The sequence below is a fragment of the Flavisphingomonas formosensis genome (genome assembly GCF_009755815.1).
Lineage (GTDB): Bacteria > Pseudomonadota > Alphaproteobacteria > Sphingomonadales > Sphingomonadaceae > Flavisphingomonas > Flavisphingomonas formosensis.
In genome coordinates, this window is sequence record NZ_WRPK01000002.1 from 616,835 (window position 1) to 637,272 (window position 20,438).

Annotated in this window: 16 protein-coding genes and 1 tRNA gene; 8 read left to right on the forward strand and 9 right to left on the reverse strand. The window is 66.1% G+C overall.

Annotated elements, in window-relative coordinates; all coding sequences use genetic code 11:
• The first annotated feature begins 23 nt into the window (after positions 1 to 23).
• Genes GQY20_RS08810 through zwf form a run of 4 tightly spaced genes read left to right on the forward strand, consistent with a single transcriptional unit; the run spans position 24 to position 3,528 of the window.
• The gene (locus tag GQY20_RS08810) at positions 24 to 1,142 is read left to right on the forward strand and encodes a glycoside hydrolase family 68 protein (protein ID WP_232475964.1); all 1,119 of its coding nucleotides are present in this window, start codon (positions 24 to 26) and stop codon (positions 1,140 to 1,142) included.
• The gene (locus tag GQY20_RS32915) at positions 1,139 to 1,543 is read left to right on the forward strand and encodes a hypothetical protein (RefSeq protein ID WP_332836083.1); all 405 of its coding nucleotides are present in this window, start codon (positions 1,139 to 1,141) and stop codon (positions 1,541 to 1,543) included. Before GQY20_RS08810 ends, GQY20_RS32915 begins: the two co-directional genes overlap by 4 nt.
• The gene (locus GQY20_RS08815; RefSeq protein ID WP_332836084.1) at positions 1,456 to 2,064 is read left to right on the forward strand and encodes an ROK family protein; all 609 of its coding nucleotides are present in this window, start codon (positions 1,456 to 1,458) and stop codon (positions 2,062 to 2,064) included. The genes GQY20_RS32915 and GQY20_RS08815 overlap by 88 nt, the downstream gene beginning before the upstream one ends.
• 24 nt (positions 2,065 to 2,088) lie before the next feature.
• Entirely contained in the window at positions 2,089 to 3,528 is a 1,440-nt protein-coding gene (gene zwf / locus GQY20_RS08820) for a glucose-6-phosphate dehydrogenase (protein WP_157216671.1), read from the forward strand.
• Between the two features lie 118 nt (positions 3,529 to 3,646).
• Here zwf and GQY20_RS08825 read toward each other — a convergent pair whose 3' ends face one another.
• Positions 3,647 to 4,576 (reverse strand): LysR family transcriptional regulator, encoded by a 930-nt coding sequence (locus GQY20_RS08825; RefSeq protein WP_232475965.1) that lies wholly within the window; start codon positions 4,574 to 4,576, stop codon positions 3,647 to 3,649.
• Between the two features lie 67 nt (positions 4,577 to 4,643).
• Here GQY20_RS08825 and GQY20_RS08830 point away from each other — a divergent pair, with 67 nt between their 5' ends.
• On the forward strand, positions 4,644 to 5,603 hold the full coding sequence (locus GQY20_RS08830; RefSeq protein ID WP_157216673.1) for an NAD-dependent epimerase/dehydratase family protein: 960 nt from the start codon (positions 4,644 to 4,646) through the stop codon (positions 5,601 to 5,603).
• 489 nt (positions 5,604 to 6,092) lie between these two features.
• On the opposite strand, the gene GQY20_RS08835 is transcribed toward GQY20_RS08830, so the two are convergent.
• Positions 6,093 to 6,392, reverse strand: a complete 300-nt coding sequence (locus GQY20_RS08835) for a hypothetical protein (protein ID WP_157216674.1) — start codon at positions 6,390 to 6,392, stop codon at positions 6,093 to 6,095.
• A gap of 96 nt (positions 6,393 to 6,488) precedes the next feature.
• Between GQY20_RS08835 and GQY20_RS08840 the strand changes: the two genes are divergently transcribed.
• Positions 6,489 to 6,968 carry a hypothetical protein gene (locus GQY20_RS08840; protein WP_157216675.1) on the forward strand — a complete coding sequence of 160 codons (480 nt, stop codon included), beginning with the start codon at positions 6,489 to 6,491 and terminating at the stop codon, positions 6,966 to 6,968.
• 1,041 nt (positions 6,969 to 8,009) lie between these two features.
• On the opposite strand, the gene GQY20_RS08845 is transcribed toward GQY20_RS08840, so the two are convergent.
• A tRNA-Thr gene (locus tag GQY20_RS08845) sits at positions 8,010 to 8,085 on the reverse strand.
• Positions 8,086 to 8,263: 178 nt separating this feature from the next.
• On the opposite strand from GQY20_RS08845, the gene GQY20_RS08850 reads away from it, so the two are divergent.
• A complete protein-coding gene (locus tag GQY20_RS08850) occupies positions 8,264 to 9,604 on the forward strand; it encodes a PAS domain-containing protein (RefSeq protein WP_157216676.1) in 1,341 nt (446 codons plus the stop codon).
• Positions 9,605 to 9,851: 247 nt separating this feature from the next.
• Positions 9,852 to 14,504 (forward strand): NAD-glutamate dehydrogenase, encoded by a 4,653-nt coding sequence (locus tag GQY20_RS08855; protein WP_157216677.1) that lies wholly within the window; start codon positions 9,852 to 9,854, stop codon positions 14,502 to 14,504.
• A gap of 77 nt (positions 14,505 to 14,581) precedes the next feature.
• Here GQY20_RS08855 and GQY20_RS08860 read toward each other — a convergent pair whose 3' ends face one another.
• The 6 genes from GQY20_RS08860 to phbB form a co-directional block, all read right to left on the reverse strand.
• Entirely contained in the window at positions 14,582 to 15,262 is a 681-nt protein-coding gene (locus GQY20_RS08860; protein WP_157216678.1) for a Fe2+-dependent dioxygenase, read from the reverse strand.
• A complete protein-coding gene (locus tag GQY20_RS08865) occupies positions 15,259 to 15,993 on the reverse strand; it encodes an energy transducer TonB (protein WP_157216679.1) in 735 nt (244 codons plus the stop codon). The genes GQY20_RS08860 and GQY20_RS08865 overlap by 4 nt, the downstream gene beginning before the upstream one ends.
• A gap of 57 nt (positions 15,994 to 16,050) precedes the next feature.
• Positions 16,051 to 16,818, reverse strand: a complete 768-nt coding sequence (locus GQY20_RS08870; protein ID WP_157216680.1) for a tetratricopeptide repeat protein — start codon at positions 16,816 to 16,818, stop codon at positions 16,051 to 16,053.
• Positions 16,819 to 16,820: 2 nt separating this feature from the next.
• The gene (locus GQY20_RS08875; protein ID WP_157216681.1) at positions 16,821 to 19,379 is read right to left on the reverse strand and encodes a TonB-dependent receptor; all 2,559 of its coding nucleotides are present in this window, start codon (positions 19,377 to 19,379) and stop codon (positions 16,821 to 16,823) included.
• 69 nt (positions 19,380 to 19,448) lie between these two features.
• On the reverse strand, positions 19,449 to 19,766 hold the full coding sequence (locus GQY20_RS08880) for a ribbon-helix-helix domain-containing protein (protein ID WP_157216682.1): 318 nt from the start codon (positions 19,764 to 19,766) through the stop codon (positions 19,449 to 19,451).
• Positions 19,708 to 20,430, reverse strand: coding sequence for an acetoacetyl-CoA reductase (phbB, locus tag GQY20_RS08885; RefSeq protein ID WP_157216683.1), 723 nt, complete (start codon positions 20,428 to 20,430; stop codon positions 19,708 to 19,710). The genes GQY20_RS08880 and phbB overlap by 59 nt, the downstream gene beginning before the upstream one ends.
• Positions 20,431 to 20,438: the final 8 nt, after the last annotated feature.

Sequence of the window (20,438 nt, forward strand, 5' to 3'; positions counted from 1 at the left end):
CGACAGTGGAGAGACCAGCGAACGTGAAGATCGAGACTTTTTGCTGGACCCCGGCGCATGTCGCCGCGATCGGCGATGCCGCCGGGGCAAGGGTGCCGCCGATCGCGGCCTGCGATCCGGTTCTGCCCGGCATCGACCTCTGGGATCATTGGCCCGTGATCGATCGGGACGGGCGGACGGTGCAATTCGACGGTGGCCCGCTCGTCATCGCGCTCTCGGCGCCGGTTCTGCCCGACCCCGACGCGCGCCATGCCGTCGCCCGGCTGAGACTCATGCAGAAGGGTGAGCATGGCTGGCGCGACTTCGGGCACCTCTTGCCCGACGGCTTCGATCCCGGCAGCCGCGAATGGGCGGGAACTGCCGTGCTGGAGGCCGATGGCAGGACATTGTCGCTATACTACACCTCGGCCGGTGTCCGCGGGGAGAGCGAGCCGAGCTTCCTGCAACGGCTCCTGCTGACGCGCGGCACGCTGACGATCGATGATGACGGTGCGCGGGTCGAGGACTGGAGCATGCCGATCGATCTCGCCACGCCCGATGACGAATTTTACCAAGCGGACATGGCAGGCGGCGGGATAGTCGGCACCATCAAGGCATTCCGCGACCCCTTTCCCGTCGTCGATGGGGATAGCGGGACGGAATATGTCCTGTTCGCAGCGTCGAAACCGGGCTCGTCTTCCAAGTGGAACGGGCTGATCGGAGTTGCCCGGCTCGCGGAAGGGAAATGCACGCTCCTTCCTCCGCTGGTCGATGCCGATGGTGTCAACAATGAGTTGGAGCGTCCGCACATCGTTCGTCACGCCGGCCGCTTCTATCTCTTCTGGTCGACCCAGGCCAAGGTCTTCGCCGAAGGGACACCCAAGGGACCAAACGGCCTTTACGGCCTCGTCTCCGATCACCTCCTCGGACCCTGGCGGCCGCTCAACGCCACGGGGCTCGTGCTCGCCAATCCGATGGAGGCGCCGTTTCAGGCCTATAGCTGGCTCGTGCTCGACGATCTCACCGTCTGGAGCTTCGCCGATCTCGTGGGATTGGCCGAAGCTCCGCGCGATCTTGCCGAGGCTCGCCGTGCTTTTGCCGGAACGCCGGCGCCCGTGATCCAGCTTGCGATCGAGGGCGACGTCAGTCGGATCGTCGCGTGAAATCCCCGCCTCTCGTCGCGTCGCTCGAATTGGGCGGCACGAAATGTATCGCTTCGCTGGCGTCGGGACGGCACATCCGCCGAACGGAACGGGTCGCAACCGGAGATCAACCCGAACGGACGCTGTCTGCGCTGCTCGATATCCTTGGCCGCTGGCATGCCGACACGCCGTTCGCGGCGATCGGGATAGCGAGCTTCGGTCCGCTCGGCCTGCACCCGGACCGCGCCGATTTCGGGCGGATCCTGAAGACGCCCAAGCCCGGCTGTCGCAGGCCGACATCCTGGGCGCGGTTCGTGCGCGGTTCGACCTGCCTTTGGGGTTCGATACCGATGTCGGCGCTGCGGCGCTGGCGGAAGGGCTTTGGGGCGCCTCGATCGGTTGCGGCACCCACGCTTATCTGACCGTGGGGACGGGCGTCGGGCTGGGTTTGGTCATCGATGGCAGCATCCACCATGGCTCGCTCCACCCGGAAGCCGGACATGTTCGGCTTCGCCGTTCTCCCGGTGACGACTTCAACGGCATCTGCCCTTTCCACGGCGATTGCCTGGAAGGCCTGATCAGCGGGCCGGCGCTTGCCGAGCGCGCGAGCGGGCCGGCGCATGATCTGCCGGCGAACGCGGTGCTTTGGGATCATGTCGCGCATGACCTGGCCGAACTGATGGCGATGCTGCTCCTGACCACGGCGGCTGAGCGCATCCTGATAGGGGGCGGCGTTGTGCTGGGGCGGCCCATGCTGCTGCCCCGGATCCACGCCGCGACAGCGCAGCGCCTGAACGACTATCTGTACGGGTGCGGCGCGGCGGACTTGCAGAAGCGCATCCGCTTTGCGGGACTGGGAGCGGACGCCGGGCCCCTGGGCGGTGCCGCGCTCGCGCTTGCGGCTCTCGACGGCCACGGCGTCCGTGCCGTGCCAGCGGCCTGACTTCCGGCGAGGGCCGATCGCCTGATGCGAACGCGATCATCGAGCTTGCTGCTCTTCGGTGCGACCGGCGACCTAGCCCGGCGGATGCTGTTGCCATCGCTGTTCGGCCTCGATCGCGATGGTCTCCTGCCCGAGCGAATGAGGATCATCGGCACCGCGCACACGACCCTCGACGATGCAGGCTTTCGTCGATCCGTCACGGACGCGCTCGAGCAGCATGGGGAGATCGGGCGAAGCAGCTCCGACGATATGGCGCGCTTTCTTTCGCGCCTCTCTTATGTCCAACTCGACGTGCGCGACCCTCGACAGTTCGAGACCCTCGCCGAATCGGTGGGTCGCACGGATGAGCCGATCGCGATCTTCCTGTCTACCGCGCCCTCGCTGTTCAGCCAGACCATCATGGGCCTTGCCGACGCCGGTCTTGCGGGCGAGTCCAGCCGTCTTGCGCTCGAGAAGCCGCTCGGCAGCGATTTCGCCTCCAGTTGCGCGATCAACGACGTCGTCGCCAACGCTTTCTCCGAGGCGCGGACATTTCGACTCGATCATTATCTCGGGAAGGAGACGGTGCAGAACCTGATCGCACTGCGCTTCGCCAATGCCCTTTTCGAGCCGCTCTGGAATGCACGTGGGATCGAGCATGTCCAGATCACGGTGTCCGAGACGGTCGGGCTCGAGGGGCGGGCCGGCTATTTCGACGGCATGGGATCGCTGCGCGACATGGTGCAGAACCATATGCTTCAACTGCTGGCGCTTGTCGCGATGGAACCGCCTGGGCGGTTCGAACCGACGGCGGTCCGCGATGAGAAGGTCAAGGTGCTGCGCGCCTTGCGCAAGGTCGGGCCGCGCGACAGCGTGACCGGGCAATATGTCGCAGGCGCGATCGGAGGCGCGGCAGTTGCTGGCTATGCCGAAGAACTTGGCAAATCTTCAGACACGGAGACCTTCGTCGCCATCAAGGCGCATGTCGACAATTGGCGATGGAAGGGTGTGCCTTTCTATCTGCGGACCGGCAAACGACTGCCCGTCAGGCGCTCCGAGATCGTGATCCAGTTCAAGCAGATTCCCCACTCAATCTTCGGGGATGCACCGATCCAGGCGAACAGGCTCGTGATCGAGCTCCAGCCCGACGAGAATATCCGCCTGCTAATGATGGCGAAGCAGCCCGGGCTGGACCGGTCCGGCATCCGCCTGCGCCAGGTGCCGCTCGACCTTGGAGTGACAGACGCTTTTGCCGACGCCCGTCGCCGTATCGCCTATGAGCGCCTTCTGCTGGATCTCATCGAAGGGGATCCTACCCTGTTCGTGCGCCGGGATGAGGTGGAGGCCCAATGGACCTGGATCGACGCGATCCGAGCGGGCTGGACAACGAGCGTCACGACGCCGCGCCCCTATGCGGCAGGGACCTGGGGGCCATCCGCGGCGATCGCGTTGGCGGAGCGAGATGGGGTGAGTTGGCATGAATGAGCGAGCGACCGACGCAGGATTTTTGCGGTAGACTTCGGCGTCCGCTCCCAGATTGCGGTCACGCGCGCCGCGGGGAGCATCTGTCGCAGGCCTGCGAAGGATAGGATCGGCTCGCGGATTACGACCCCGCCCTTGCCGCACCTGCCCTGACATGCTCCGTCATGCCCTGTACCAGCGCGTCGAAGACGATCCGCATGCGCCTGGTCGAGCGCAGGTCTTCATGTATCGCGATCCAGACGGGAAGATGGGCGCTGAAGGTGTCGGACAGGACCGGAACCAGCGCGGGGTCACGGCGGGCGATCGGGTCCTGCATCACGCCGATGCCGATGCCGGCACGCACCATCGCAATCTGGGCGAGTTGGTTGTCGGTGCGCAGCGCGAACTGCGGCATGTCGGGCCAGACCGCGTTGATCGATCGGAGCGAGGCCGCGTCGCGGTCGAAACCGATGATCGCATGGCGATGAAGGTCGGTCGCGCTCGCGATCGGTGCCGTCCGCGCCAGATAGTCGCGATGTGCGTAGAGGCCAAGGCATATCCGTCCGACAGACTTTACGAGCAGGGCCTTCTGCTTCGGCTCTGTCATTCGGATCGCCAGATCGGCATCGCGCCGCAGCAGGTCGGATGGCGCGTCGGTGAGCAGCAGCTCCAAGGTCAGCCTGGGATGAGCCGCATGCAGCGGAGCCAGGATTTGCGGCAGAACCTCGGCGCCGATCACCTCGCTTGCGCTGATCCGGACGACTCCGCCAGCCGCATCCGCCGGGGCCGAGGCGCTGCGGATCAACGCCGCGGCCGCGGCGGCCATCGCCTCGGCATGAGGCGCCAGCGCCAGGGCGGTCTCGGTCGGCTGAAGCCCGCGTGCCGAGCGCGTGAAGAGGGCGTCCGTGCCCAGGGCCGCTTCCAACTCCGCGATGTGGCGGCCCGCAGTCGGCTGCGTGAGACCGAGCGCACGGGCTGCGCTCGACAGGCTGCCCTTGCGCATCACTGCGTCGAAGGTCCGCCACAAATCCCAGCCAGGGTCGATATCCATGCATCGATGTATAGCAGCCATGCATCTCTCCGCAATTTTCGTCTAGCCGCGCCCGGTCCATCTCTGTCCCGTGGCAAGGAGATGAACCATGGCGGATGAGGCAAAGAAGGCGTTGGTGATCGGCGCAACCGGCGGCATTGGCGGCGAAGTCGCACGCGTGTTGCGCGCACGAGGGTGGGCGGTGCGCGCGCTCCACCGCGACCCTGAACGCGCCCGGGCGAGCAACCCCGATCTGGAGTGGATCAAAGGCGACGCGATGGACCGGACATCGGTCGCCCGCGCTGCCGAAGGCATTCCGGTGATCGTCCACGGTGCAAACCCGCCCGGCTATCGTAACTGGGCCGGTCTGGTCCTGCCGATGCTCGACAACATGATCGCCGCCGCCGCGGCAAACGGCGCGCATGTGCTGCTTCCCGGCACGGTATATAATTATGGCCCCGACGCGGGCGAAGCAGTCGACGAGACCGCGCCGCAGAATCCCGTCACGCGGAAGGGCGCCATCCGTGCCGAGATGGAACGCCGGTTGCAGAAGGCGAGCCATGAAGGCGTGAAAGCGCTCATCGTTCGCGCGGGCGATTTCTATGGCCCACGCAGCGGCAACAGCTGGCTGGCGCAGGGGATGGTGCCGACGGCCGGCCCCGTGAAGAGGGTCTTCAATCCCGCTCGCGCCGGCGTGGGCCATGGCTGGGCCTATCTGCCCGATCTCGCAGAGACGATGGTGCGCTTGCTCGAACGGCGTGACGAGTTGACGGACTTCGACTGCTTTCAATTCGGCGGCACCTGGGTGGACGACAATCGCGCCTTTGCCGAGGCGGTACGCCAGGCGGCGGGATGCCCGGCGGCGCCGATCTACCCGTTCCCATGGCCGATCGTGCATGCCATTGCTCCGTTCAACGAAACGGCGCGCGAGATGCGCGAGATGATCTATCTTTGGCGCCGGCCGCTGCGGCTGCTGGACGGCAAGCTGCGGCGTTTTCTAGGCCAGGTGCCGGCCACATCGCTGGACGAAGCTTTGCGGACAACGCTGCAAGGTCTGGGGCGCTCGTGACCAACCCGGGGGGGGACCCGGATATGCTCTGGAGAGCCCTGGCTCGGGATGCGGCAAGCGGGCGCCGAGCGTTCAAGAACGGGTCGATTATTGAGCCGCGATCGATCCGTCGGCCCGCCGCCCGCAGCGATCGATGCGAGGGCGACGCTCACCCCTTTCACCTCACCTTGCCCCGCACGCTCTTCCGCGCGGCGGGTTCGCGCGCTGCCTCTATCGCGGCCGTCGGTCAGCGTCTGCTCGCATCCGCCATGGCATTGACCCGCACCGCTCCTTATCGATCGCCGCGCGCGCCCTCCCGCGTAGCAAGTTCCGTACATCGTCACCGCTTCGGCTCACAGTGCGGTCCGAACGGATGTCCGCTCTCGAGAGACGGGCGTCCGGCCCTGAACGTCGCATCTTGGGCCGCTCGATTCAGCCGTCGGGCTTAAAGTAGACCCGAAATCGATCCACTTCACCACCCATACTAAAACGCTCGGTATACCAATTTTCCTAGTGGCGCTCGAACGCCTCCCACACGATCAAACCGAACATAAGCGCGGCGAGTTCTGGGTTCATACGTGCACCCTTCTCGTAGATCGCCTGGTATGGCGTGCCCTGCCAGTCCGCACCAGGTATCCAGCTCGAGGTCTCAATTCGACTGCCCTTAATTCGCCCATCCAGAGCGTTACGAATATCGTCCAGTTCGACGGGCGAGAGGCGCGAGCATAGCAGCTGGTAGGTTCGGCCGCGCTCTCCGGAGGCAAGAACGCCACTCACGATTTCGCCGCTTTGCATATCTCGGATTGTCATCTGCGCCACTTCTCCTTCATCATGGCTTTTCGCATTATTCTATTTCTTGACGAGTTCTGACTGCTGTCAAATCCTGTGAACGAAGACAGAGCCAAGATGGAGCAGAAAATGCCTTGGGAAATGTTCGCATGGGAATCCATCAAGTTGGCGGCGCAAGCGATAACAGCCCTGATGGTCGCACGCCTTGCGGTCCGCTGGGCATTGAGTCGCTTTAAACAGGAAAAGCTTTGGGAGCGCCGCCTCTCAGCCCAAGTGGATATCCTCGTGGCCCTGGCCGAAATGCGCCGGGTCTACGGTCGTTGGATCGATGAACTTGAGACTCATCGCAGTGCCAGTGAGGAAGCGGATCGCGAGCATCGAGATCGATATCGTGCCGCGGCACGGAAGCTTGAGGAAGCAATGCCGCTAGTGCAGCTTCTGCTGCCGGCGGACACCAGCGAGATTTTGAACAAACTCGAACAGGGTCGCGAGAATCTGTACACGGGTGACCAATATAACGATTACAATAGGCAGTACAGATTGTTAGACAATGCGATTGCAGAACTCGTTCAAGATGGTAGGAATTTACTGCCATGATCGGGTGCGGCTGTTGACAACGGTCCAGATTATTCTCGACACCTCCTCGTACAGGCAGCGCACTTAAGCCAAAATTCCGGAACATGAAGGAACATCCACTTTGGAAAATCCCATACGTCGGATGAATGTCCGCGAATGGGTCCGCGCAGTCGTTCTCTTCACTCGTGACGCCGCTTGGGAATTACTGCTGTTCGTCGCCGGGACGAATCGCAGGGATAGGAATAGCGACTACTACCTGGCGGGCAGCGGATCGACCAGACGATCCCAGGAACGGCGCGCAACGCCTGCACCAGAGCCCACGCTAGTATAAAGACAATGCCGTCAGTCATGCCGCTCATTCCTTGAAGCCGACCTGCCTGATGAAGCAGGAGCCACCCGTGAATCTAGCGGTTCAATCGTCGATTTCCCGCTTTGTTGCGGTTCGGATATCGCACGGGCAGCAGAACTGTCGTTCCGATTTGTATCGATTTTCGGAACGACAGTTCCACCTAGATCTGTCAAGCTTCGGTATTTTCGCGGGCGCATCGGCAGCGTCTAGACCTATGTTGAGCGCGAGATCCTGTCTCGTGAAGTTGCTCGACGGTCTGGATCCTGCGGTGCGCTTCTTCTAAGAGCGCGACAACGAATCGGTGGCCGGGACGTCGGCAAGTGACGCAATCGCCGTTGAGAAAGAGCAGGTCATTCGACGTCGGGTGTTGACAGCGGAGCAGGCACCGGGACCTCGAATGTCGGACATTAACAGGATCACTCCGCCGGAACTGAGATTTGCGGGTCCGGCGGCCACCTGAATGAAGGTCCCCAATCCAAGTCCGGTGAAGTTAAACTGGCTTGTCGCGTGATCGTCCGATCGGCCATCAAGATAAGCCGTAGAAGGTGATTCGCGAAGGGCCGCCGCCGCTGAGCTTCTGAGCGGTGCCTCAGCCCGCTCGCTCCAATGTCCCACCCAAAAGCGACCCAAGCAGGACCCGCAGGGTCACCCAGCTTTGAGCCCCTTCCGCCGGATGGGCGCCCTCTTCCCTAGCGAGAAGGCCTCAGAAAAGGTGGTGCCGCTTGCGTGACTCGAACACGCGACCCTCGCATTACGAATGCGATGCTCTACCGGCTGAGCTAAAGCGGCTGAACCCGGATCTCTTTCGCCGGCCCCGGGCGGGGCCGTCGGCAGAGGCGCGCCCCTTACCAGCGCCGCCGGGGCAACACAAGCACGGACTGCGCGCCATATCTCTTTACGCTTCGGCAACCACGCGGAGCGCACAAGCGTGCCGGGCGCGGGGGCGCCCGGGCAGGGCGGAACGGCTATGGACAGTCTTCAAGGCATTGACGAAGGGAGCGATCGCGACGCCCAGCCCGAGGCAATGACCGCGATCAGCACCGACGAGCGGCGCATGCATGTGCGCGCCTATAATGCCTGGGTCTCCCTGCTGCGCGGACGGCCGTTGCCGTCGATCGCCGATCTCGATCCCGCGGCAGCCGGCGATTTCGGGCCACACAGCGTGCTGCTGGATTTCGTCGAGGATCCGGACGATCCGCGCGTCGGCTGGCTGGGCGCGGACCTGCGGGCGCAATGCGGCACGGACGGCGAGATCCGCACGATCGCGGACGTTCCGCGCGGATCGCTGCTTTCCCGCCTCACCGACCACCGCCTCCAGATCATCGCGAACCGCGCGCCGATCGGATTCGAGGCCGAATTCACCAACGGCGATGGCATCCTCACCCTCTATCGCGGCATCCTGCTGCCCTTCACCTCCGACGGGACGACCATCGATTTCATCTATGGCGTGATCAACTGGAAGCAGATGGCGCCAGCCGGACATGTGGCGGCGCCGGCTTACGACCCGCCGCCATCGCTGCCATCCCCGCAGAGTACCCCGCCACGGCCGATGCCAGCCGGGCCGGTGTGGGCGGACGGACCCAATGCCGGACCGGCGATGCGCGGCCTCAGCCGTCCGGTGCCCAGCGGTTACGGCGCCCAGGACGAGCCGGACGGGGAGGATGACGGGGATAATGGCGATGATGAGGGCGCGGCGCTGAATGAAGAAGCGCTCGCCTTCGACGACGGCCTTGCCGACCAGCTTGCCGCCGCGCGCGAGACGGCGGAGCTGGTGCACAGCGCCGAAGGGCGCAACCGCAACTTCCTCTATCGCGCGCTCGGCCTCGCTTATGATTTCTCGCTGGCCACCGAATATCGCGAGAAGGAATATCTCGACCTGCTGGAAGATGCCGGCATCCGCCTGCTGCCGCGTGCACCGATGGCGGCGCTCGTCAAGCTGATCTTCGGCACAGGCTGCGATCGCGTGCGGGTCACCGATTTCTCGGCCGCCCTCGCCTATGCCCGCCGGCTTGGCGTCGAGCCGGGCGGCTTCGCGACGATGATCGAGCGCCATCCGGGCGGGCTCAAGGGCGTGGTGCTGGAAGAGCGCAAGGCGCGACGGCCGGTCACCCAGCGCGACCGCAGCGAGATCGCCCGTGCCGCGCTCCGCAAGGCGGATGCCCAGGCGGTGATCCGCATGGCGGCGGGCGAGGGCGAGTTCGTGCTGCTCGTCGCGCGGCGCGAGGCGGACGGCAGCCTGGCGGTGATCGCCCCGGTCCCCGAGGATGCGCAGCTTCTGGATCGTGCGGTCCGCCGAATCACGTCCTGAGCGATCTCGGGCAGTGCGCTATCAACGCATGTGGGGCACCTGCCTCCGCCCTGCGACCGAAAATTGCGCGGCTCGGGCAATGCCGATGTGCCGCGTCGCACAGCAGCCTCGGACGATCGCAGCATAATATCAAAAGCGTCACCCAATCGGGGCAAAGCTTGTCCCCGCCACCCCGCGGGCGCATATCGCGGCCCATCGGAAGACGTGGCGGCTGCAGAGAGCGGACCACGCGAGGAGCGGAATTCTTATGCAGGCTACCGAAGAACGCCCTGAAATCCGGACAGACGAAGGGGATCAGATCAGGCAGGCGATCGATGCGGCGCTGGTGCAGGGTGCCCTGCCCGGCGAAACCGACGGCTTCGACGACGAGGACCGCGCTGCCGCCGCGACCTTCGTCGCCGCGGCGGCAGCGCGCCGGACGGCCGGCAAGGCCAATGTGCGGCTCGAATCCGGCGGCGGCAGCGGCGCGCACAGGCTGATGCGGCTGGCCGTGATCAATGACGACATGCCCTTCCTGGTCGATTCGATCTGCGCCGCGCTGGCCGCGCGCGGCATCGACATCCACCGCGTGCTGCACCCGATCCTGGCCGTCCGTCGCGATGCGGACGGCGTGCTTTCCCAAATCCTGCCCAATGGCGCCAGCGGCGAGCGGCGGGAATCCATGATCTATCTCGAGCTGGAACGCGCCGATGCGAAGATCCGCCGCGAGATCGCCGAGGAACTGGAGGCGGTGCTCGCGGACGTCCGCGCCGCCGTATCCGACTGGGGCCGGTTGCAGGACGCGATGCGCGCCGCCGCCGACGCGCTGCCCGACGGCGAGGGCGCGGCGCTGATCCGCTGGTTCGTCGATCGTCATTTCACCCTGCTCGGCCATCAGCGCCTCGATCGCGACGGTACGCGGAAGGAGGGGCTGGGCGTGCTGCGCGGCGATGCCCCAGCGCTCGCCGAACCGTCGCGCCAGGCGGCGCTGGCCTGGTTCGAAAATGGCAAGGACGCTCCCCTGCTCGTCAAGTCGAGCCGGGTCGCCACGGTGCACCGGCGCGCGCCGCTGGATCTGGTGATCGTGCCCGTGCGCGAGAATGGCCACATCGCCGGCCTGTCCGTCCACGCCGGGCTCTGGACCAGCGCGGCGCTGCGCGCGCCGTCCAGCCAGGTGCCGGTGCTGCGCGCACGGCTCGCCGCCCTGGAGGAAAAAAATGGATTCGATCCGGCCAGCCATGCCGGCAAGGCGCTGCGCCACGCGCTGTCCGCGCTGCCGCATGACTTGCTGATCGCCTTCTCGCCCGCCGATCTCGAGACGGTGGCGCTCACCGCCATGTCGCTTGCCGATCGGCCACGGCCCAAGCTGCTGCTGGTGCCGAGCCCGCTGCAGCGCCATCTGTTCGCCTTCGTGTGGCTGCCGCGAGACGAGATGAACACCAGCCGCCGCGTGATGATCGGCGACCTGCTGGCGAAGGCGGCCGGTGCCGAACTGTCGAGCTGGGCGATGGAGCTGGGCGACGGCGATCTGGCGCTGATCCGCTACACGCTGGACCTGCCGCGCAATCCCCGCCTGCCGGATGCCGAGGCGCTGGACCGGCAGATCGTCGCGATGGTGCGCGGCTGGGCGCCTGCGGTCGAGGAAGCGCTCGCGCCGCTGGTCGGCGGCAGCCGGGCCACCCGTCTCGCTTTGTCTCACGCCGGCGCCTTTCCGCTCGGCTATCGCGCGCGCTACAGCGCCGAGGAAGCCGCGCTCGACATTGCCAGGCTCAACCAGCTCGACGGGCCGGACGCGCGCGGTGCGCGCCTGTATCGGCATGAGGGCGATGCGGCCGGGCAGCTCCGCCTCAAAATCTATCGCACCGATCACCTCATTCCGCTTTCCGATGCCGTGCCGGTGCTGGAGAATTTCGGTTTCCGCGTGCTGGAGGAAATCCCGGCCGCGCTGGACGGCGGCCGGCTCGGCTATATCCATGATTTCCTGGTGGAGGCGGATGCCGATGCCGCTGGAATCATCGCGCGCGCCGAAACGGCCGAAGCGACGATCGCCGCAGTGCTGGAAGGCCGTGCAGAAAATGATGCATTCAACCAGCTGCTGATCGAGACCGGCCTCGCCCCGGACGAGGTGGTGCTGTTCCGCGCCTGGTTCCGCTACCTGCGCCAGACCGGCCTGCCCTATGGGCTGGGCACCGTCGTCCAGGCGCTGCGCAAGGCGCCCGACGCGGCGCACGGCATCCTCGCCCTGTTCCGCGCGAGGCTCGATCCCGCGCAGAAGGGCAAGGGCGATATCGAAGGCCCGACCCGCACGATCGACGAGGCGCTGATCGCGGTCACGGCGATCGACGACGACCGTATCCTGCGCCGGCTGCGCGCGCTGGTCTCAGCAACGCTGCGTACCAACGCCTTCTCGCCGGGGGCCGAGGAGGCGCTGGCGTTCAAGCTGGACAGCGCAGCGGTGCCCGACCTGCCCCGCCCCGTGCCATGGCGCGAAATCTGGGTGTACAGCCCGCGCGTCGAAGGCATCCACCTGCGCGGCGGCCCGATCGCCCGCGGCGGCCTGCGCTGGTCCGATCGGCGCGACGATTTCCGCACCGAGATCCTCGGCCTGATGAAGGCGCAGGTGGTGAAGAATGCGGTGATCGTGCCAACCGGCGCGAAGGGCGGCTTCTATCCCAAGCAGCTGCCTCCGCCCGGCGATCGCGACGCCTGGATGAAGGAAGGCACCGAAGCCTATCGCATCTTCATCCGCGCGCTGCTGTCCCTCACCGACAATATCGTCGAGGACAAGGTGGTTCATCCGGTGAAGATGGTGATCCACGATGGCGAGGATCCCTATTTCGTCGTGGCCGCCGACAAGGGCACGGCGAGTTTCTCCGACGTCGCCAACGCGATCGCGCTGGATCGCGGCTTCTGGCTGGGCGACGCCTTCGCGTCGGGCGGGTCGCAGGGTTATGATCACAAGGCGATGGGCATCACCGCACGCGGCGCCTGGATCTCGGTGCAGCGCCACTTCGCCGAAATGGGTATCGACGTGCAATCGGAGCCGGTGCGTGTCGTCGGCTGCGGCGACATGTCGGGCGACGTGTTCGGCAACGGCATGCTGCTGTCCCGATCGCTGAAGGTCGTGGCCGCTTTCGATCATCGCCACATCTTCCTCGATCCCGATCCGGATCCGGCGGCGAGCTGGGCGGAGCGCAAGCGGCTGTTCGATCTGCCGCGCTCGTCCTGGGCCGATTACGACGCGACGCTGATCTCGGCCGGGGGCGGCGTCTTCCCGCGCAGCCAGAAGGCGATCCCGATCTCGCCCGAGGTGCGCACCCTGCTCGGCATCGACGCCGCGGAGCTCGACCCGTCCAGCCTCATCTCCGCGATCCTGAAAAGCCCGGTCGACCTCATCTGGTTCGGCGGCATCGGCACCTACATCAAGGCCGCGGCGGAGAGCCATGTCGAGGTGGGCGACACCACCAACGATCCGCATCGCGTGAATGCCGAGCAGCTCCGCGCCCGCGTGGTCGGCGAAGGCGCCAATCTCGGCGTCACCCAGGCCGGCCGCATCGCGTTCGCCCTGCGCGGCGGGCGGATCAACACAGACTTCATCGACAATTCGGCGGGCGTCGACTGCTCGGACAATGAGGTCAACATCAAGATTCCGCTCAACCGCGAGATGCGCGAGCAGCGGCTGAGCTTCGAGGATCGCAACGCCCTGCTTACCGCGATGACCGACGACGTCGCGGCGCTGGTACTGGAGGACAACCGGCTGCAGACGCTTGCGCTCTCGCTCGCCGAATATGGCGGCGCGACCGCACTGCCGAGCCAGGTGCGGGTGATCGAAGCGCTGGAGGCGGCCGGGCGGATCGATCGCACCGTCGACGGCCTCGCCCCCGACGAAACGCTGCTACGCCGCGCGCAGGACGGCCAGGGGCTGACCCGGCCGGAGCTGGCGGTGCTGCTGAGCCACGCCAAGCTGGCGCTGCAGGCGGCGATCGAAGCCTCGTCGCTGCCGGCCGATCCGGCGCTGGCGGCGATATTGCACGCGGCCTTCCCGCCGGAGATGCTGGCCCGGCATCGCGATGCGATCGACGCGCATCGCCTGCGCGGCGAGATCATCGCCACCAAGGTCGCGAACAAGGTGGTCAACCGGCTCGGCCTCGTCGCTCCGTTCGAACTCGCAGAGGAGGAAGGCGTCAGCATGGCGCAGGTCGCCTCGGCCTTCCTCACCGTCGCGATGATCTTCGATCTCGACGATCTGTGGCAGCGTATCGAGAGCGCCCCGGTTTCCGAAAATGCCCGCTTTGCCCTCTTCATAGAGGCTGCCAAGGCGGCTCGCCTCCACATCGCCGATCTGCTGCGCGCCGGCGCGCCCGACGCTCTTCCCGGCGCGCTCGCCGCGCAGATCGGTCCGGGGGTCCGCCGGCTCGATGCGGCCGCCGAGGAGTTGCTGCGCGACGAGGCCAGGATGGAAGCGAGCGGCGTACGAGGGGTGATCGCGGAGAGCGGAGCGGACCAGACACTGATCGATCGTATCGTGCGCCTCAAGGAGCTGGACGGTGCGATCGGTACCGCGCTGCTCGCGCTCAAGCTCGGCGTAGGTGAAGTCGAGGTGACGCAGGCCTATGTCCGGCTCGGCGAGGCGCTGGGCCTGGATTGGGCCAAGGCGTCGGCGCTGCGCTTCGTGTCGAGCGATCCGTGGGAACGGCTGCTGACGGCAGGTCTCGCACGCGATTTCGAGCAGTTGCGGCTCGATTTCCTTGCCCGTATCGGCGACGGCGATCCGCTCGCTGCCGTGAACGCCTGGCTGGAAGAGCAGGCTCCGCGGGTCGACCAGTTCGTCCGCCTCATCGCCCGCGCTCGCACAGCTCCCGTCGGGGCGGCGATGCTCGCTCAGATCGGCACACAGGCGCGGCTGTTGCTGGCACGTTAGAGTATCGTGCTCCAAGCATGGTGAGCGGCGGCCCACCACGAAGCCGTGGCTCCCCCCCCCTCGATGAGGGTCGAGAGTTATGTCTCGGACCAGAGCCGCAGCAGATTGTGGTAGACGCCGGTCAGGCGGATGATCTCGGCATCGCCCTGTCCGCGTTCAGCGGCGATGCGCTGGATGGCAAGATCGAGATCGAACAGGATGCTCCTCTGGTCCGCGCCCCGGACCATGCTCTGGATCCAGAAGAAGCTGGCGACACGCAGCCCGCGTGTGACCGGCGTGACGTAGTGCAGGCTGGTCGACGGATAGAGGATCAGATGGCCCGCCGGCAGCTTCACCGTCTGCTTGCCGAAATGCCCGTCGATAGTCAGTTCGCCGCCATCATAGCTGTCCGGATCGGCGAGGAAGAGCGTGGCCGAAAGATCGCTGCGGATACGGAAATCGCTGCCGCGGCGGATGCGGATGGCGTTGTCGACATGGGTGCCGAATTCCTGTCCGCCGCCATAGCGGTTGAACAGCGGCGGGAAGACACGCAGCGGCAGCGCGGCGGCAATGAAAGTGGGTGAGCGGCCGAGCGCATCGAGCACGAGATTGCCGGCCTCGCGCGCCGCCTGCGAATCCTCGGGAAGCTGCTCGTTGCGCTTGGCAAGCGCCGACTGGTGGCCCGACGTCACATTGCCGTCGATCCATTCAGCGGCATCAATGATCGAACGAAGCCGCGCGACAGAAGCCGCGTCGAGCACATCTGGTATAGAAATCATGCGCTTTGCAGAACGAAGGGAATATCGACCGTACCACGAACCATCACGGGAGCACCATTGCGCATGGTCGGCGACCAGCGCCAGCGCTTCACTGCAGCGAGCGCGGCTTCGTCGAGGCGCGAGGAGCCGCTGCTGCGCGCGACGCTGATGTCGGAGACGCGGCCGTCGAGACCGACCAGCACGGTGAGCCAGACCGTGCCCTGCTCATGCTTGCGGCGCGATTCGATCGGATAGCGGGGCGGATCGCCGGCGATCATCTTGGAGGCGAGATCGCCCGCATCGACCGGTCCGGCCGGCACCGCGGGCTGCGGCGGCGCGGCGGGAGCGACGATCACCGCCCTAGGCGGGGGCGGCGTGTCCGTCACCGTAACCGGCGGGGGTGCGGGCGCGACCACCGGGACGATCGGCTGGGGCACTACGATCGCGACCGGCGTCGGCTTGGCGGGTTCCGGCTTCGCTGCAGAAGGTGGTGGCGGTGGCTTGTCCTGCAGCAGCTCGACGACGAGCGGCGGATTCTTTGGTTTGTGGATCGACACCACATCGAACTTGATGAGCAGGAACAGGAGCAGGACGTGGCCGGCGACGATGGCGCCGATCGTGGCCCAGTTCGGACCCCGGCCCTCACCATAGCGGACAGGTGCGACCGGCGCGGCGAGCGCGGCGGCGATATCGCGATCCGCGACGATCTCAGCCCCTTCTTCGATCCTCAGCGCCTGAAAAGCTGCGTTCACCTCGGGCCCCGTTTTTTCGCGCGCGGCGTCGGCCGCCCAGGCGGCGTAGCGCAACCCCTAATGCGAATCAATTTCATTCTGAGCATCCGCCGGCCGCATCGCGGCTGCGGCGGCGCGCAGTTCGGGCAGCGGCGAGGCGGCGAGATAGGCCGCGGCCTTCTCGCGAAACGCGACGGTGGCGGTCTCGGGCACGCGCGCCAGCCAGGCCAGCGCCTCGTCGATCCGGCCGGCGTCGGCCAGCATCCGGGCGTGGTTGAACTGGCCGCGGAAATCGCCTCCCTCGGCAGCACGCGCATAGCAGCGGGCGGCTTCGGCGAGATCCTTCTCGACCACCCACCCATCTTCGTAGAAGCTGCCGACGAAGTTGATCGCTTTGGCGTTGCCCATCGCCGCCGCCTTGCGGAACAGCGCCAGCGCGGCGGGCTTGTCCTCGGCGACGCCATGGCCGAGCGCCATCAGCGTGGCGAGATTATACATGCCCCAGTCGAGGCCGCGGTCGGCCGCCGCGCGATACCACTGGGCGGCGCGCGCCTTGTCCACCGCGACGCCCCAGCCGAGATCGTAGCAGCGGCCGATCATGTTGATCGCCATGACATGCCCCTGCTGCGCCGCCTTGGAAAACCAGCCGACCGCGGCTCGCGCGTCGCTGGGAACGCCATGGCCGTCGAGCAACATCTGCCCGTAGACGGCCTGCGCCTCGGCCACACCTGCCTCGGCGGCCGCGCCGACGAGCACCGCGCGCTCCTCCGGCGAGCCGGAAAGCCGCGCCTGGAGCTCGGCCGCCGGCATGGCGCTCAGCTCGTCGAGCGTGAACGCCGCGCTCATGGTCAATATTTCACGGTCAGCGTGCCGAACACCGTCCTGCCGGGCGCGATCGACGCATAGTGGCTGGTATAAACCTGGTTGTAATAGAGCTTGTTGAACAGGTTCTGCGCGTTGACCGCGAGCTGGAAATGGTCGTTGATCGTGTAGGACGCGCGGGCGTCGAACCGCCACCAGCCGGGCACGGCGCGCGCCAGCGTCTTGGTCGCCGGCTTCACCGTGATCACGCCGGCCGCATCCTGCGAGGCGCTGCGATTGTCCGCATAGCCGCCATAGATACGGCTGGTGTAGAAGGCGCCCCCGCCCAGCGTGAAGGCCGGCGTCACCTTATATTCGGTCCACATGGTGAAGCTGTGCTTGGCCACCTGCGGCAGCTGCTTGCCGGTGTTGACCGAGACGACGGCCTTGGACGTCGCCGGCTGGATGATCTCCTTCGTCACGGGGTCCGTTATCGCCGCTACCGCCAGCGAGGTGTAACCGCCGTCGCGTACCTTGGCATCGAGATAGGTATAGCCGCCGAAGACGCTCCACTTGTCCGTGATGTTGCCGCTCGCGGTCGCCTCGAAGCCGCGGATGCGGGTCTTGCCGATGAACTCCACCGTGTTCGCGTCGCTGGTGACGCGGGCGTTAGTGGTTTCGGTCTGGAACACCGCGCCGGTCAGCGCCAATGCATCACCGAACAGATTGGCCTTGGCACCGGCCTCAAAACTCTTGGTCCGCTGCACCTTGAGGGCGTCGGAGAAGGCCTGCGCGGCGGCCGAGTTGGGGATCGTCGTGCCGACACTCCCCAGCGCATTATCCTCGCGGCCTTCGCCGATCAGGCTGTTCGGCGGGGTCGAGGCGGTCGCATAGGAGACGTAGAGGCTCGTCTCCTTGGTGGGCTTGAAGATCAGGCCGGCCTGATAGTCGACGATGCCGTCGCTGCGCCTCACGGTGTAGCGCGCGGTGGGCAGCGCGGTGGCCGCGAGGCCGGGCTGCACCTTCGACTGGAAATGATCGTAGCGAATGCCGAGGTTCAGGATCAGCTGGTCGGTGATCGTGATCGAGTCGAATGCGTAGACCGCCTTCGTATTGGCGTCCTGCTGGGTCTCGGTGATCGGCAGGTTCTTGCTGATCGGCACCTGCACGTTCGACGTGTCGCTCGCATAATTCACCCAGGGATCGTTCGGATTGGGATCGAACAGGCTGGTGCAATAATAGCGTGCAACCGTCGCGGTGTTGCAGCGCGGGCTGATCGTCGATCCGGTGGCGAGCACGAAGGCGCCGCGGCGCGCCTTCTCCCACGAGATCTCGGCGCCGATCGCGAAGCTGTGCTTGATCGAGCCGGTCTCGAACGTGCCGTAGAGATCGGTCTGGTTCACGATCGAGTTGGTGTAACCGTAGCGCGTGTTGGCGCGCCGCCAGACATAGCCGCCGGTCAATATGTCGCCGCGCGCCGCAGCGGCGCCGGTCGTCGGATTGGTGGAAGCGGTGCCGAAGACATTGCCCTGGCTGTCGTCGGGCAGCAGGAAGCTGTAGGCCTGCCAGGTGTGGCTGTAGCGCGTGGTGTTGCGCAGGGTGACGCCGCCGAAGTCGTGCTGGGCGCGCAAGGTGAACTGGTCGGTGTGGCTGTCGCGAAAGTCGCGATCCTTGAGGCCGTAGAAGTTAGTGCGCTTGACGCGGCCGGTCTGGCCGCCGGCGGTGGTCACCTCGCCCATCGCCGGGGTGGTGACGGTGTTGCCCGCCGGCGCATTGGCGATGGTGTAGAGGAACGGGATGCCGCTGTCCGGCAGCTCGTCCGTGTCGAGATGATAATAGGCAGCGGTCAGCCGGGTCGGGCCGCCCATGCCGATGGTGATCGACGGCGCGACGCCCCAGCGCTTCTGCCAGATCGCGTCGCGCTCGGCGACGTCCTGGTCGTGCCACATCGCGGCGAGCCGCACCGCCACCTGCTCGGACAGGCGATAGTTCACGTCGCCGGTGATGCGCTTATAGTCGGCATTGCCGAAGCTGCCGTCAAGCCGCGCGAAGGTGTCGGCCTGCGGCAGCTTGGAGATGACGTTGATCGAGCCGCCGGCCGAGCCGCGCCCGCCGAGCGTCGAATCCGATCCGCGCACCACCTGCACCTGCTCCACCGCGAACACCTCGCGGGTCTGCGCGCCGATGTCGCGCACGCCGTCGAGAAAGGTCGAGCCCTGCGTATCGAAGCCGCGGATGAACGGACGGTCGCCGATCGGGTTGCCGCCCTCGGCCGCGCCGAAGGTGATGCCCGGCACGGTGCGCAGCGCGTCCGCCAGGGTGGCGGCGCCGGTATCCTGGATGAGCTGCTTGTCGATCACCAAGATCGAGCGCGGCGTATCGAGCAGCGGGGCGACCGCCTTTGGGCTCTCGACCCGCTCGGCCTTATAGCCTTCCTCGTCAATCGCCGTCGCCGTCACCGTGGCGCCGCCGAGACGCGGCCCCTGCTGTGGATCGGATGTCGGCGCATCCTGGGCAAGGGCGGGCGAAGAGAGCAGGCCTACGCAAGATAGCGCGAGAAAGGCGGGCGCGACGCTGCGCGCGTCGTCGCGGTCAGAATTGGACATGGACACCCCTATTGTCGGCAATCGGCGGCGCGACTGCTCTGAGGCGGATATTGAGAGTCGTTCGCAGTGTCAAATATTTTGCGATCGATTCTCGTTTTCAGCTTTCAGGCGCTGAAACAGCCAGATGCGGATCGCACTCGCCAGATTCGGCGGCTCCTGCTGCTCGACGCGCGCAGCGTCGATCCGCGCGACCAGGGCATTGAGAGGCAGGGTCTCGGCGCGCGCGGCCTCGGCCAGCGCATCCCAAAAAATCGGCTCGAGGCTGATCGAGGTGGCGTGACCGGCGATCGACACGGATCGCTTCACGGGTCCCGCCACCTCGCCAACCTCAATACATGTGCTGGCCGCCGTTGATCGACAGCGTGGAACCGGTGATGAAGCTGCCATCTTCCGAGCAGAGGAACGCGACGCCGCGGGCAATCTCGTGCGCCTGGCCGAGCCGGCCGACCGGCACCCGCGCCACGATCTTCGCCAGCACGTCAGCCGGCACGGCGGCGACCATGTCGGTATCGATGTAGCCGGGCGCGATCGCGTTCACGGTGACGCCGAACTTGGCGCCTTCCTGCGCCAGCGCCTTGGTGAAGCCGTGGATGCCCGACTTGGCGGCGGCATAGTTGACCTGACCATATTGTCCCGCCTGGCCATTGACCGAGCCGATGTTGATGATCCGGCCCCAGCCGCGATCACGCATGCCCGGGAACACGGCCTTGGCCATGTTGAAGCACCCGCCGAGATTGGTGTCGATCACCTCTTTCCAGGCCTTGTAGTCCATCTTCATGAGCACGCCATCGCGGGTGATGCCGGCATTGTTCACGAGCACGTCGACCGGGCCGAGATCGGCGGCGACCTTCGCGGCACCCTCCTGGCAGCCGTCGAAATCGGCCACGTCCCACTTATAGGCCGGAATTCCGGTACGTTCGGTGAAGTCCCGCGCGCGATCGTCATTGCCGCAATAATTGGCGGCAACGGTCATGCCATGCTCTTTCAAGGCGACACTGATCGCCTCGCCGATGCCGCGCGTTCCGCCGGTGACGATCGCAACTTTTGCCATACCCAGTC